Here is a 14,252-nt window from a genome sequence, read left to right as displayed (position 1 = left end):
CTCATAATCGAGCTTCCGAACCGAATTCCGGCATGCCGAAATCCATCCCGATGAGGGGCCGTGCAGTAGTGGTGTGCCGCCGGTGCGGCGTGAGTTGCTGTCCCGTTCCCCTGGGGGCTCCGTGACAACCCGCAGAACATTACACGACGCTCCCGTGGCCACCAAACCGTGGCCGTCGACCCCCCGAGCGCGTACTCTCATGCTCATGACGAAGCATGCGCACACCCAGCAGTGGTGGGCCGCCTGACGGCGGCCGCCCAGCGCATGCACTTCCACGGCCGCCCCTCCGGCGGCCGTTCGCGTATCTCCATCCCGCGCACTCCGGCCGCAGGTCCGGCGGTCCTGAGACGGCGGGAGAGAACACCGACATGGCACAGACGAAGACGGCACGTCCGCGGATCTTCAGCGGGATCAAGCCGAGCGGCCATCTGACCCTCGGCAACTACCTGGGGGCCGTGCGCCGGTGGGTCCAGGAGGACCAGCACCGGTCCGACGCGCTGTTCTGCGTCGTCGATCTGCACGCGCTGACCGTGGAGCACGACCCCGCCCGGGTGCGGCGGCTCACCCGGCAGGCGGCCACCCTGCTGCTGGCCTCGGGTCTCGCTCCCGAGCGCTGCACCGTGTACGTCCAGAGTCATGTGGACGCGCACACCCGGCTGTCCTATCTGATGGAGTGCACCGCGACCGACGGTGAGATGCGCCGGATGATCCAGTACAAGGAGAAGACGGCGCGGGAACAGGCGCGGGGCGGGAGCGTACGGCTGTCCCTCCTCACCTATCCCGCGCTGATGGCGGCCGACATCCTGGCGTTCGACACGGAGGAGGTGCCGGTCGGCGACGACCAGGTGCAGCACGTGGAGCTGGCCCGGGATCTGGCACAGCGGTTCAACCAGCGCTACGGCCCGGTCTTCACAGTGCCGCGGGCGACGCGCCCGCAGGTGGCGGCGCGGGTCATGGACCTCCAGGACCCGCGGTCGAAGATGGGGAAGTCGCACGCCGAGACGGCGGGGATCATCTATCTGCTCGATGAGACGGACGTGGTCCGCAAGAAGGTCATGCGCGCGGTGACGGACAGCGGGACGGACGTGGTGTACGACCCGGTGGAGCGTCCGGGGGTGGCCAATCTGCTGGATGTGCTCGCCGCGTGCACCGATGACAAGCCGGAGGTGCTGGCCGGGCAGTTCTCCTCGTACGGGGCGCTGAAGGGCGCGGTGGCCGAGGCGGTGGTGGAACTGCTGCGGCCGGTCCGCGCCCGGCACGCGGAGCTGTGTGCCGACCCCTCTTATGTGGACGGGGTGCTGCGGGCCGGGGCGGAGCGGGCACGGGAGCTGGCGCGGCCCCGGGTCGACGCGGCGTACGCGGCGGTGGGGCTGCTGCCGCCCGCGTGAATCAGCCGTTGCCGGAGGCGAGCTCGCGGCTGCGGTCGCGGGCCGCCTCCAGGGCGGCGATGAGGGCGGCGCGCACGCCGTGGCTCTCCAGTTCCCGGATGGCGTTGATGGTGGTGCCCGCCGGGGAGGTCACCGCCTCGCGCAGCTTGACCGGGTGCTCGCCGCTGTCGCGGAGCATCACCGCGGCGCCGATGGCGGCCTGGACGATGAGGTCATGGGCCTTGTCGCGGGGCAGGCCCAGCAGGATGCCCGCGTCCGTCATGGCCTCGACGAGGAAGTAGAAATAGGCGGGGCCGGAGCCGGAGAGCGCGGTGGTGGCGTCCTGCTGGGACTCGGGGACGCGGAGGGTCTTGCCGACACCGCCGAAGATCGCCTCGGCGTGGGCGAGGTGCTCCTCGGTGGCGTGGCTGCCGGCCGAGATGACCGACATGGCCTCGTCCACCAGGGCGGGGGTGTTGGTCATGACCCGGATGACCGGGGTGCCCGCGGCCAGCCGCTCCTCGAAGAAGGAGGTGGGGATGCCCGCCGCCCCGGAGATGACCAGCCGGTCGGCGGGCACGTGCGGCGCGAGCTCGTCGAGGAGCGTCCCCATGTCCTGCGGTTTGACCGTGAGGATGAGGGTGTCGGCGTACTTGGCGGCCTCCGCGTTGGAGACGGCCTCGACGCCGTGGCGCGCTCGCAGCTCCGCCGCGCGCTCCGGACGGCGGGCGGTGACCAGCAGATCGGAGGGCGACCAGCCGCCCCGGATCATTCCGCCGAGAAGGGCTTCGCCGATCTTTCCCGTGCCGAGCACGGCGACCTTCTCCGTCATGGTGCGGCTCTCCTCATGCCTTGCGGTGGGAAGCGGTGTGGGGCCGAGGGGGCACGGATGGGCGTACCCCGTCCATCAGCCCGTACCCCGCCATCCTCCCATGGGGCGACACGCTGACGTACATCTTATTCATCGTTCGATGAATTAATTTTTGCCCGCTCAGCGGGCGCATGGGGGGAAGTGGATCGCGCCAGCGCTCGCCGGGGTGAACGGAGTCTGATCCTCCTGTTCGATAATCCCGCGTTCACAATTCGGTTACATATCGACTTGCAAATGGTCACGCCCTTCAGGAGACAATGGCAGTCGGTGTCGATACGCGCATGGAGGGGGGCGATGGTGGGGACGCTCCGGAACACCGCACGCGGACTGCTTGCCGTGGTTTCCGTCTTAGTCGCCCTCTTCATCGCAGTCGACTGCGCGTCAGCGCAGGTCAAACCCTCAGAAGCCGTTCATACGGCAGTTGCCGCCGAAACCCGGCCGGCCCTTGGGGCCATCTCCTCGCACCATGACACCGGGGCAGAGGACTGTCACGGTCTCCGTGGCGGACGAGCCCCGTTCACCGCTCCCACACCGAGCGGCAAATACGGATGTGTGTGCGGATGCGACCACGTGGCCTCTGCGCCCCGCACCGCCGTCACCACACCCGTTCCGGAACGGCAGACCGTTCCTCTCATGAGATCGGGCGAGCTGCCCGTACTTCTCCAGATCTTCCGCTGCTGAGAGCTACACCGTCGTAGCCCGACGGTGCCGATCCAACGACACACAGCTCTCACGCTTCTCTTCAGCAAGCGATCCAACCGCCAGCGACCGATTCCATCGATCCCACTGACGTGGCGCTATGCCGTGCCCCCGCCTGCCTTGCGCAGGTCGACGGGGCGCCCTGGAGGCAACCCTCATGCGAAAGATCCTTGACCGATTCCGTGGTGGCTCAGGCACCACGGAAGGCCCCGGAATCGGCACCGGAACGCTCCGTGCCGACTTCACCGCATCCCTCGTCGTCTTCCTCGTCGCCGTGCCCCTGTGTGTGGGCGTGGCGGTGGCCTCCGGTGTTCCGGCCGAGCTCGGCCTGATCACCGGCATCGTCGGAGGGCTGGTCACCGGCTTCCTGCCGGGCAGCAGCCTTCAGGTCAGCGGCCCGGCAGCCGGGCTGACGGTCCTCGTCTACGAGGCCGTCGAGAAGTACGGTCTCGCCGCCCTGGGCGTCCTCGTCCTGGCGGCCGGACTGCTCCAGCTGGCGATGGGCGCGCTGCGCCTGGGCCGCTGGTTCCGCGCGATCTCGGTCGCCGTGGTGCAGGGCATGCTCGCGGGCATCGGCCTGGTGCTGATCGCCTCACAGCTGTACGCGCTCGCCGACGCCAAGGCGCCGAGCAGCGGTCTCGGCAAGATCGGTCACATCCCCGAACTCATCGGCGACGTGGCCGGTTCCGGCACCGCGCTGAAGGCGGTGGCCGTGGGCGTCGCGACGATCGCGGTGCTGGTTCTGTGGCCGCGGTTCCGCAAGGGAGCCGAACTCCTTCCCGCTCCGCTGGCGGCGGTCGCCCTCGCGACGGGCGCGACCGCGGCGTTCGACCTCCCGGTGGCTCGAGTCGAGGTCCAGGGACTCCTGGACGCGGTACAGCCGCCCGGCGGCAGTGAGTTCGCGGCGCTGGCCGAGGTCGGCGTCATCGGCACCATCCTCGCCTTCACCCTGATCGCCTCGGCCGAGAGCCTGTTCAGCGCCGCCGCCGTGGACCGGCTGCACGACGGTCCGCGGACCGACTACGACAAGGAGCTCATGGCACAGGGCGCGGGCAACGCGCTGTGCGGCGCCCTGGGCGCTCTGCCGATGACCGCGGTGATCGTGCGGAGCTCGGCCAATGTGCGGGCGGGCGCGAAGACGAAGGCCTCTCGGGTGCTGCACGGTGTGTGGCTGCTGGTCTTCGCGGTGCTGTTCCCCTCGGCGCTCGGCGTCATCCCGGTGGCGGCGCTGGCGGGTGTGCTGATCCACGCGGGCTGGAAGCTGATCCCGTCCAAGGACCTGCTTCCGCTGTGGCGGGAGCACCGCGGTGAGGCCGTGGTGCTCGTGGCGACCGCGGGGGCGATCGTGGTCACGAACATGTTCGAGGGCGTCATCATCGGTCTGCTGATGGCCGTGGCCAAGACGGCGTGGGAGACCTCGCACGTCCACGTGGAGGTCCGCGGGCTCGACGACGACAACGAGGCGATCCGGGTCCGGGTGCTGGGCAACGCCACGTTCCTGCGGCTGCCCAAGCTGCTCGACGAACTCGAGGCGCTGCCCCGGGAGCGGGTCGTGGAGCTGGATCTGAGCGGGCTGCGCCATGTGGACCACGCCTGCGGTATGGCACTGGCCACCTGGACCGAGCGGCACAACGCGGTCGTCAGCCACGAGGCGGGTTCCACCACCGCGCGGGGCTCCAAGACGCCCGGTTCGCCCGATGCTCCGGAGGCTCCCGAGGAGCACAAGGTCCTGGCGTAGCACCCTCGCACCGGTCCGACGGGCCCCCGGCGCCGCGCGCGCCGGGGGCCCCGGTGCGTCCGGCCGGCGATTCCTGTGCGGGTACGGCCCTGCCGCCCCGCCCCAGGGGCCCCTTAGGCTGAGTCCCCGGGGGACGATGGGGCCGATGGGATGCGTGGGACGGAACGACCCGTACGGCCGCGCGGGGAACGGAGGGGAGGGGTGGCGGTGCCACTGGGCGCGGACGATCCGGAGAGGATCGGCGACTACGCGCTGGAGGACCGGCTCGGCTCCGGCGGCATGGGCGTGGTCCACCTGGCGCGTTCGGCTTCGGGCCGCCGGGTCGCGGTCAAGGTCGTGCACGCGCAGTTCGCCGAGGACGACGAGTTCCGCACCCGCTTCCGCCAGGAGGTGGCGGCCGCGCGGCAGGTCAGCGGCGCGTTCACCGCGCCCGTCGTGGACGCCGATCCGGACGCCCGGCGCCCGTGGATGGCCACCCTCTACGTTCCCGGGCCCACCCTCTCCGAGCGGTTGACCGACGGTGGTCCGCTCGACGCGGGGGAGCTGCGGCGGTTGGCGCTGGGGCTGACCGAGGCGCTGGGCGACATCCACCGGGTGGGGGTGGTGCACCGTGACCTCAAGCCCGCCAACGTGCTGATGGCCGACGACGGCCCGCGCGTCATCGACTTCGGGATATCCAGGGCCGGGGACAGCCAGGCGCTGACGGTGACCGGGCGGGTGATGGGGACCCCGCCGTTCATGTCGCCCGAGCAGCTGAGCCGTCCGCGCGAGGTCACCGCCGCCTCGGACGTCTTCTCGCTGGGCGCGCTGCTGGTCTACGCGGCGACCGGGAGCAGCCCGTTCGACGCCGAGAGCCCGTATATGACGGCCTACCAGGTGGTGCATGAACCGCCCGCGCTGGAGGAGGTGGCGCAGCCGCTGCGCGTCATCGTCGAACGCTGTCTCGCCAAGGATCCGGCCGCCCGTCCGCACCTCTCCGAGCTGGAACGGCTGCTGGCCGGACTGCCGTCCAGCGGTGCGCTCCGGGTGGCGGGCGGTGCCGAGCGCCGGAGACAGGGCCGCGGCGGTGCGCTGCGCACCTGGTCCACCACGCTCAGCGGGATCCGGCGGCGTCGGCCCGTCCTCGCCGCGGTGACGGCCGCCGCCGCGCTCGCCCTCGGCGCCGGCACGGTCGCGCTGGTGACCGCTCCCAGCGGCGGGGTGCGCACCGGCGGCACGGCGGAGCCGGAGCCGTCGCGCCAGGAGCGGGTGATCGCACTGCCGCAGGGCTGGCGACCGTGGCAGCTGTCGCTGATCGAGGCGGCCGGGGGTGATCCGGCCAAGGGCGCGTCGGTCGTCGGCGACGATGTCTCGGGGCACTGCGAGCGCTCCGGCACCGCACTGTTCTGCGGGGGGTACGGCTTCCCCGCGGTCCGGGTGGACGGGGCCACCGGGCATGTCGCATGGCGCGCCAAGGGTCTGTCGGCGGAGCGGGACTCCGCGACGCTCGGCAGCCAGCCCGACGGGGTGCGGGACGGACGCGTGATCGTCCATGACACCCCGAGCGACACCGAGACCCAGGTGGTCGCCCTGGACGCGGAGACGGGCCGGCGGAAGTGGTCGCGTCCTTCGAGCGACACCACCGACACCGCGCTGTTCGGCCACGCAGTGCTGGTCAGCGACCCCGGAGACCATTCACTGACCGCGTGGAAGGTGTCCTCCGGGGAGAAGCTGTGGACGCTGCCCGTGCCGCGGGGGCGGGTCTGCGCGGCCGTGGCGTACGACGACGCCCCGTACGCGCTGTGCGCGGAGGACTTCGAGGACGGGGGCGAGGACGTCCGGTACACCGTGCTGCGTCTGGACCCGCGGGACGGCAGCTCCGAGGAGCTGGTCCGGCTGAGGGACGTCGAGGATCCGCTGGGGGTGTCCGGGCACGAACTGCTGGTGCCGCGCCCGGCCGAGACCTTCGGACAGACGAAGTACACCGCCGTGGTCAGGGTCGATCTGCGCACCGGCGCCACCCGGACGACGCCGCTCCCGGAGAACGCGCGCGGCGATGCCACCCTGCTCGACGGCCGGCTCTACTTCGTGCAGGAGAGCGGCCGGGTCACCGCGGTCGACGCGCGGACCGGACGGGAGGTGTGGAGCGAGCCGACGACCGTGGAGCGGCTGGGGCCGCCATTGCTGACGGAGCGTGAGGACACCCTCTATCTGTCCAGCTCCAGCGGGCGGTTGCTGGCCCTCGACCGGGACAGCGGCACGGAGCGCTGGCAGGGCGCGGCCCGCAGTCCGTCCAGCGGGACCGGTGGCGGGCTGGAGTCGGCGCAGGTGCTGCGGGTGCACGGGGCGGTGGTGGCGCTGGCCAGCGACGGGACGCTGTTCTCGGTGGACCCGCTGCGGCCGGACGCGAAACCCGCCGACAGCCCCGCGCCGCCGCGGACTCCGGACCCGTCCGCGAACGGGGCCCGGAGCACGTCGTGGCCCGGCCACTAGATCCCTGGCCCCGCGGGACCGCGGGGCGGGGATGACCGGTCAGCCGCAGGGTACGGCGACCATGCCGTCGCTGCCGGTCTTCACATACGCGTCGGACACGTACTGACCGGGCGCGATGCAGTCCCAGAGGTCCGTGGTGCCGTACGGGCCGGAGACCTTCTCGCCGTGCCGCTGACAGCGGATGGGGACCCGGGTGTTGTACGGCAGCACCTTGATGAGTCTGTGGTGGGTGCCGGGTCCGCTGCGGACGTTGACCTGGTGGTTGGGTGCGGTCGGATAGGTCACCGCCCCCGCGGCACTCCCGACGGCGCCCTCGTCCGCGGTCTCTCCCATGACGGCTTCGTGGTCGGCCATCTGGCCCCTCCCCCGTTGAACTGCTTTTCCGAGTTGTGTGGATGTCGTGTGACCTGCCACGACATGGGGAGGCTAGCAAGATTCGTACAGGCCATCGACTAGGCTCGCCGAGTCGCAACTGGGGCCCGAATACACGGGGGTGGGGCATGCCGCCGGTGCGCAGACCCGGGTCGGACCCGGAAACGGAGCATCCGGAGTTCGCTGGGCAGTACCGGCTCGAAGCACCTCTCGGCTCGGGTGGCATGGGTGTGGTGCACCTGGCGCGTTCGGCGTCGGGGCGACAGCTCGCGGTCAAGGTCGTGCATGCCGAGTACGCGCAGGACCCCGAGTTCCGGGCTCGCTTCCGACAGGAGGTGGCGGCCGCGCGGCGGGTCAGCGGCGCGTTCACCGCACCGGTGATCGACGCCGACCCGGACGATCCGCGGCCCTGGATGGCGACCCAGTACATCCCTGCCCCCACACTTGCCGAAGAGGTCAAGCGGAACGGGCCGTTGGGGGCGGCTGAGGTGGTGCGGCTGGCCGCGGGGCTGGCGGAGGCGCTGCGGGACATCCACCGGGCGGGAGTGGTGCACCGTGACCTCAAGCCGAGCAATGTGCTGCTCGCGGCGGACGGTCCGAAGGTCATCGACTTCGGTATCTCCCGGCCCGCCGACAGTGAACTGCGCACCGAGACCGGGCAGCTGATCGGGACCCCGCCGTTCATGGCGCCCGAGCAGTTCCAGCGGCCGCGGACGGTGGGTCCGGCCGCGGACGTGTTCGCGCTGGGGTCGGTGCTGGTGCACGCGGCCACCGGACGCGGGCCGTTCGAATCCGAGAGTCCCTATCTGGTGGCGTACCAGGTGGTGCACGACGAGGCCGATCTCGCCGGGGTACCGGCCGAGTTGCTGCCGCTGGTCCAGCGCTGTCTGGCCAAGGACCCCCGTGAACGTCCCACTCCGGACGCCCTGATGACGGTGTTGCGCGCGATGGCCGACCCACTGCCGTCGTCACCGCGCGCCACGGTGCCGCTGGTACCGGCGCAGCGGGCCCCGGATCCGGTGTCGCTGCCGGGCAGGGACGCGGCCGCGGTCCCGGTGCCGACGCCCGGCGAGGGAGCGGGCCGGGCGACGGACGGCGCGGACGCCACCCCCGGCACCCCGGACACCGGCACCGGGGGCACCGACACCCACGTCAAGGAGGCCGCGCCCGGCGCCCGTCCGGTGCGCCGCCGGATGGCGCGCCGTTGGCTGACGGCCGGACTGGTGGCCGCGGTGCTGGCCGCCGCGGGCACGGTCGTGGTGCTGCGCAAGGGCGCCGAACCGCATCCGGACACGCGGGCGGCCGCCGCGGAGCGCGAGGCGCGCAACAGCGCGGCCACCCCGCCCTGGCGCCCGTGGCGGGCCACCCTGGGCGGCGGCCGGGCGGCGGGCACCGGCACCGCGCGGCCCGCGTTCTGCTCGTACGGGGGCGGGGCGCTGTACTGCGCCGGGCGGGGCGTCGGCGCCGCGCGGCTGGACCCGTCCGACGGCCGGGTGGTGTGGTCGCGCCCGGCCGCGGCGCGCGGCGCGGCTGACGGGGTGCCCACCGCCCCGGCGCTCTCCGGCGGATTGCTGCGGGTGGTCTCTCCGGACGGGGCCCGGCTGGAGGCACTGGACCCGAAGACCCACCGGGTGCGCTGGAACCGCGATGTGTCCGGGTACGGCGGCCGGGTCTACCCCGCCGGTGACACGGTGCTGCTGGTCGCCGGGGACGGCACGGTCCGCGCGGTCGACGGCGCCACCAACCGGGAGCGGTGGGACCACCGGCTGTCCGGCCATGTCCGGCCCAGCTTCTTCGCGTACGGAGACGGCCGCACCGCGTACGCCGTGACCACCTCCCCCGACGGTGGGCGCACCCTGGTCACCGCGGTGGACGCGGTGCGCGGGACGACGCGGTGGCGGCACGCGTTCTCCGGGCAGCTCTCCCCGGCCGGGACCGGGCCGCGCGGCGCCCTGCTGCTGACCGAGACCGACCGTCAGACCCGTACCACCGCCGTGGTGCGCTACGAGCCGGGACGGTCCGATGTCCGGCGGGTGGCGCTGACCGCGCCGGTGTCCGCGGCGAGCACGGTCGTCCGGGGCGGGACGGTGTACCTGCTGTGCGCGGACGGCGGGTTGGTGGCGGCGGCCACCGGACGGGGTGAACGGGGCTGGCGGCTGGAGACCTCGGTGGCCAACGCCTCACCGCTGGTGGCCACGGACGGACGGCTGTATTTCTCGGCGGCGGACGGCAGACTGCTCGCCGTGGACGCCCGGAAGGGCACGCTGATCGGCCAGACCGAACCGCGCGCGGGCCGGGCCGGGCGCAGCTATCTGGAACTGGTGCCCGCACCGGTGGCGGCGGACGGCAAGGTGTTCGCGGCGGCGCCCGACGGCACGGTGTTCGGGGTGGACGAGCGGTACCCGGCACGCTGGTGACCCCCGGGTGCCCCTGCGGGCCGTCCTGTCCGCCCGATTAGAGTGACGCTGCATCGAGGGTCGGCAGGGGAAGGACGGATGGCACTGCGCGCGGGAGATCCGGAATCCATCGGCGGGTACGTCCTGGAGGAGCGGCTCGGCCGGGGCGGTATGGGCACGGTGTACCTGGCGCGCTCGTCCTCGGGCCGCCGGATCGCGCTGAAGGTGGTCCACCAGCAGTTCGCCGACGACGATGAGTTCCGGGTGCGGTTCCGGCAGGAGGTCGCGGCCGCGCGCCGGGTCAGCGGTGCCTTCACCGCGCCCGTCGTGGACGCCGACCCGGACGCTTCGCTCCCCTGGATGGCCACCTCCTACGTCCCCGGCCGCACCCTGGCCGAACGGGTCGCCGCGGACGGGCCGCTGCGCGGCGCCGAGCTGCGGCTGCTGGCGATCGGGCTCGGTGAGGCGCTGCGGGACATCCACCGGGCGGGCGTGGTCCACCGCGATCTGAAACCCGCCAACATCGTGCTGTCGGACGAGGGTCCGCGCGTCATCGACTTCGGTATCGCGCGAGCCGCGGACCACCAGACCCTGACGATGACCGGCCGGGTGATGGGCACCCCGCCGTACATGTCCCCGGAGCAGTTGCGCGATCCGCGCGAGGTGGGTCCGGAGTCGGATGTGTTCTCGCTGGCCACGGTGCTGGTGTTCGCCGCCACCGGGCAGAGCCCGTTCGACGCGGACAGCCCGTACATGACGGCGTACCACGTGGTGTACGAACCGCCGGACCTGGACGCGCTGCGGGGGCCGCTGCGGGACGCGCTCGCGGACTGCCTGGGCAAGGAGCCCGGCGAACGGCCGGGTCTCGACACGCTGCTGGCACGGCTGCGGGCGCTGCCCGCCGATGACAGCTGCGTCAGCACCGCGCCCCGGGACGAGGAGCGCGCCCAGGGCGCCGAGGGCCCCGCCGAGGACACGGAAGACAGCGCCACCGGGACCGTGCCGGTCGCCGGCCGTCCACGGCGCCGGGCGAAGCGGGGCGCGGTGGTGGCGGGCGTGGCCGCGGCCACCGCCGGAACGCTCGTCCTGGCCGGTCTCGCGGTGTCGTCCTCGGGCTCGGGGCAGCGCCGGGCCGAGCCCAGACCCTCGTCCACCGCGGCCGGATCGCTGCCGGAGGGCTGGCGGCCCTGGCACCGTACGCTCCCCGCCGACGGGACGTCGGCCGGCCAGGGCGGGCTGGGCGCCGGCAACGGCTTGTCCGGCAGCCGGTGCGCGCACACCGGGACCGAGCTGTACTGCGGCGGTCCGGGAGCCCTCCTCACCCGGCTGACCGCCACCGGGCACGAGGTGTGGCGCCGCGCGGCCGACGACCGCGCCGACCAGCTCGTCGGGCTGGCCGGGAAGCAGGTGATCAGCGTCGTCGACCGCACGGACGGCACCAGCCGGCTGGAGGGCCACCGGCGCACCGACGGGAAGCGCGTCTGGGGCACCGACGTGGGCAGGGCCTTTGTGAGCTCGGTGTTCACCCGGGGCGGGGGCCACGCCGTGCTCACCCAGAACTGGGACGCCGAGACCTTCCAGGCGGTGGACGCCGTCACCGGGGCCATCCGGTGGTCGCACCGGATCAGCCGTCAGCTGAGCTGCAGCGGGGTGGTGATCGCGGAGCGCCCGTACGCCCAGTGCCGTCCGCCGGACGACGACACCGATGAGCACCAGTCGGTGTGGGCCCTCGATCCGCGCACCGGAGCACCCACCCGGATCGCCACCCGGACCCCCGGGACGGTCATCGCGGAGCACGACGGCCGTCTGCTCTTCGTCCAGCAGCGCTCGAAGAAGACCCTCGACTTCACCGATCTGGTGCTCGTCGACCCGGACGGCGAGGACGCACCGCGCCGGGTGGCGCTGCCGCCGGGGCTCCGCGGGGACCAGGTCACCCCGGAACTGCTGGACGGCATCCTGTACTTCGTCCGGGACAACGGCGAGGTCACCGCCCTCACGCTGGACGGCAGGCAGCGGTGGCGCAGCTCGACCCAGGTGGAGTTCCTGGGGCTGCCCGCGCTCTCCAGGCGCCGCGACACCCTCTATCTGGCCACCGCCGCGGGCCGGGTGGTGGCGCTGGACCGGGGCGACGGCCGGGTGCGGTGGCGGGGGAAGCCCCGTACCGACCCGGGCGGGCCCCCGGCGGACACGCTGCTGATGGGCGACGCGCTGTACCTGGTGTACGGATACGAGCGGGTGGAAGTGGCGAGTGTGGACGCCCGCCGCAGGAGTTGAGCCCCCGCGGCGGGGCCGGTGACGGGTCCCGCGCCGTCAGCCCAGGCGGCTGATGTCGCGCACCGCGCCCTTGTCGGCGCTGGTGGCCATCGCCGCGTAGGCGCGCAGCGCGGTGGACACCTTGCGCTCGCGGTCCTTCGGGGCGTAGACGCCGCCGAGGGCCTCCCGGCGGGCCGTCAGTTCCTCGTCGCTCACCAGGAGGTCGATGCTGCGGCCCGGGATGTCGATCCGGATCCGGTCACCGTCCTGGACCAGCGCGATGATGCCGCCGGACGCCGCCTCGGGCGAGGCGTGGCCGATGGACAGGCCCGAGGTGCCGCCGGAGAACCGGCCGTCGGTGATCAGCGCACAGGCCTTGCCCAGTCCCCGGCCCTTGAGGAAGGAGGTCGGGTAGAGCATCTCCTGCATCCCGGGGCCGCCCTTGGGGCCCTCGTAGCGGATGACCACCACGTCGCCCTCGGTGACCCGCTTGTTGAGGATCTTGTCGACGGCCTCTTCCTGCGATTCGCACACCACGGCCGGGCCCTCGAAGGTCCAGATCGACTCATCGACGCCCGCGGTCTTCACCACACAGCCGTCGACGGCCAGATTGCCCGTGAGGACGGCGAGTCCGCCGTCCTGGGAGTAGGCGTGCTCCATGTCGCGGATGCAGCCGCCCGCGGCGTCGGTGTCCAGCGAGTCCCAGCGCTCGGACTGCGAGAAGGCGGTGGCGGAGCGTCGGCAGCCGGGGGCCGCGTGCCACATCTCGACGGCCTCGGCCGACGGTGAACCGCCGCGCACGTCCCAGGTCTTGAGCCAGTCGGCGAGCGAGGAGCTGTGCACGGAGTGGACGTCCTCGTTCAGCAGCCCGCCGCGGAACAGCTCGCCCAGGATCGCCGGGATGCCGCCCGCGCGGTGCACGTCCTCCATGTAGTACGTGCCGCCGGGGGCGACGTTCGGGGCGACCTTGGCCAGGCAGGGCACCCGCCGGGAGACCTCGTTGATATCGCCCAGGTCGTAGTCGAGACCGGCCTCCTGGGCGGCGGCCAGCAGGTGCAGGATCGTGTTGGTCGAGCCGCCCATGGCGATGTCCAGCGCCATGGCGTTCTCGAACGCGGCGCGGGAGCCGATGGAGCGCGGCAGCACGGTGTGGTCGTCCTGCTCGTAGTGGCGCTTGGTGATCTCCACGACGGTGCGGCCGGCGGTCTCGTACAGCGCCTTGCGGGCGGTGTGGGTGGCCAGCACCGAGCCGTTGCCGGGGAGGGCCAGACCCATCGCCTCGGTGAGGCAGTTCATCGAGTTGGCGGTGAACATGCCGGAACAGGAGCCGCAGGTCGGACAGGCGTTCTGCTCGATGCGGAGGATGTCCTCGTCCGAGACGTTCTCGTTGACCGCGTCGGAGATCGCGTTGATCAGGTCCAGCTTGCGGACGGTGCCGTCGACCAGCGTCGCCCGGCCCGCCTCCATGGGGCCGCCGGAGACGAAGACGGTCGGGATGTTGAGCCGCATCGCGGCCATCAGCATCCCGGGCGTGATCTTGTCGCAGTTGGAGATGCAGATCAGCGCGTCCGCGCAGTGCGCCTCGACCATGTACTCGACGGAGTCGGCGATCAGGTCGCGGGAGGGCAGCGAGTAGAGCATCCCGCCGTGGCCCATGGCGATGCCGTCGTCCACCGCGATCGTGTTGAACTCGCGGGGGATGCCGCCCGCCGCGTGGACCGCCTCGCTGACGATCCGGCCGACCGGCTGGAGGTGGGTGTGGCCGGGCACGAACTCGGTGAAGCTGTTGGCCACGGCCACGATGGGCTTGCCGAAGTCCTCGCGCGCTACGCCGGACGCCTGCATCAGGGCGCGGGCGCCCGCCATGTTGCGGCCGTGGGTGACGGTGCGGGACCTCAGCTCGGGCACGGTACTCGGCTCCCTCGTCATACAGGTGGCGATCGTGGTGCGGATCGCGTGGATCGGAGTCTTCTGAGCCTACGCCTCACATCCGCGATCCGGACCGTGTGTCCGGATCGCGGGACGGATGGCTCACTCCTCGGAAGGGTCCGGCCGGTGCCGCGGGGGCTCGCAGGGGAGCTCGC

General features: G+C 72.5%; 8 protein-coding genes. 5 read left to right on the top strand and 3 right to left on the bottom strand.

Annotated features, from left to right (window positions below; all coding sequences use genetic code 11):
• The first annotated feature begins 368 nt into the window (after positions 1-368).
• The gene (gene trpS / locus AC07FT_RS31145; protein ID WP_479179320.1) at positions 369-1,388 is read left to right on the top strand and encodes a tryptophan--tRNA ligase; all 1,020 of its coding nucleotides are present in this window, start codon (positions 369-371) and stop codon (positions 1,386-1,388) included.
• A gap of 1 nt (position 1,389) precedes the next feature.
• Here the strand turns inward: trpS and proC are convergent, their stop codons facing one another.
• The gene (gene proC, locus AC07FT_RS31140) at positions 1,390-2,199 is read right to left on the bottom strand and encodes a pyrroline-5-carboxylate reductase (protein ID WP_254750527.1); all 810 of its coding nucleotides are present in this window, start codon (positions 2,197-2,199) and stop codon (positions 1,390-1,392) included.
• A gap of 895 nt (positions 2,200-3,094) precedes the next feature.
• Here proC and AC07FT_RS31135 point away from each other — a divergent pair.
• Together AC07FT_RS31135 and AC07FT_RS31130 are read left to right on the top strand one after the other, a co-directional pair.
• Positions 3,095-4,675 (top strand): SulP family inorganic anion transporter, encoded by a 1,581-nt coding sequence (locus AC07FT_RS31135; RefSeq protein WP_479179318.1) that lies wholly within the window; start codon positions 3,095-3,097, stop codon positions 4,673-4,675.
• A 207-nt stretch (positions 4,676-4,882) separates the two neighbouring features.
• A complete protein-coding gene (locus AC07FT_RS31130; RefSeq protein WP_479179322.1) occupies positions 4,883-7,147 on the top strand; it encodes a protein kinase domain-containing protein in 2,265 nt (754 codons plus the stop codon).
• A gap of 39 nt (positions 7,148-7,186) precedes the next feature.
• On the opposite strand, the gene AC07FT_RS31125 is transcribed toward AC07FT_RS31130, so the two are convergent.
• Positions 7,187-7,501, bottom strand: a complete 315-nt coding sequence (locus AC07FT_RS31125; protein WP_471205724.1) for an SH3 domain-containing protein — start codon at positions 7,499-7,501, stop codon at positions 7,187-7,189.
• 146 nt (positions 7,502-7,647) lie between these two features.
• On the opposite strand from AC07FT_RS31125, the gene AC07FT_RS31120 reads away from it, so the two are divergent.
• Both AC07FT_RS31120 and AC07FT_RS31115 read left to right on the top strand, forming a co-directional pair.
• Positions 7,648-9,936 carry a serine/threonine-protein kinase gene (locus AC07FT_RS31120; protein WP_479179316.1) on the top strand — a complete coding sequence of 763 codons (2,289 nt, stop codon included), beginning with the start codon at positions 7,648-7,650 and terminating at the stop codon, positions 9,934-9,936.
• 78 nt (positions 9,937-10,014) lie between these two features.
• Complete coding sequence (locus AC07FT_RS31115; RefSeq protein ID WP_479179314.1) at positions 10,015-12,189, top strand: protein kinase domain-containing protein; 2,175 nt, start codon at positions 10,015-10,017, stop codon at positions 12,187-12,189.
• 36 nt (positions 12,190-12,225) lie between these two features.
• Here AC07FT_RS31115 and ilvD read toward each other — a convergent pair whose 3' ends face one another.
• Complete coding sequence (gene ilvD, locus AC07FT_RS31110; RefSeq protein WP_479179312.1) at positions 12,226-14,076, bottom strand: dihydroxy-acid dehydratase; 1,851 nt, start codon at positions 14,074-14,076, stop codon at positions 12,226-12,228.
• Between the last annotated feature and the right edge of the window lie 176 nt (positions 14,077-14,252).

This window comes from Streptomyces sp. NPDC045899, assembly GCF_056431485.1.
The sequence above is the reverse complement of the archived record's forward strand: the minus strand, read 5'-3'. Positions and strand labels throughout refer to the sequence as shown.

Excerpts from the sequence above, each read along its gene's own strand:
- trpS (WP_479179320.1), top strand. The coding sequence starts at position 369 with ATGGCACAGACGAAGACGGCACGTCCGCGGATCTTCAGCGGGATCAAG.
- proC (WP_254750527.1), bottom strand. The coding sequence starts at position 2,199 with ATGACGGAGAAGGTCGCCGTGCTCGGCACGGGAAAGATCGGCGAAGCC.
- AC07FT_RS31135 (WP_479179318.1), top strand. The coding sequence starts at position 3,095 with ATGCGAAAGATCCTTGACCGATTCCGTGGTGGCTCAGGCACCACGGAA.
- AC07FT_RS31125 (WP_471205724.1), bottom strand. The coding sequence starts at position 7,501 with ATGGCCGACCACGAAGCCGTCATGGGAGAGACCGCGGACGAGGGCGCC.
- AC07FT_RS31120 (WP_479179316.1), top strand. The coding sequence starts at position 7,648 with ATGCCGCCGGTGCGCAGACCCGGGTCGGACCCGGAAACGGAGCATCCG.
- AC07FT_RS31115 (WP_479179314.1), top strand. The coding sequence starts at position 10,015 with ATGGCACTGCGCGCGGGAGATCCGGAATCCATCGGCGGGTACGTCCTG.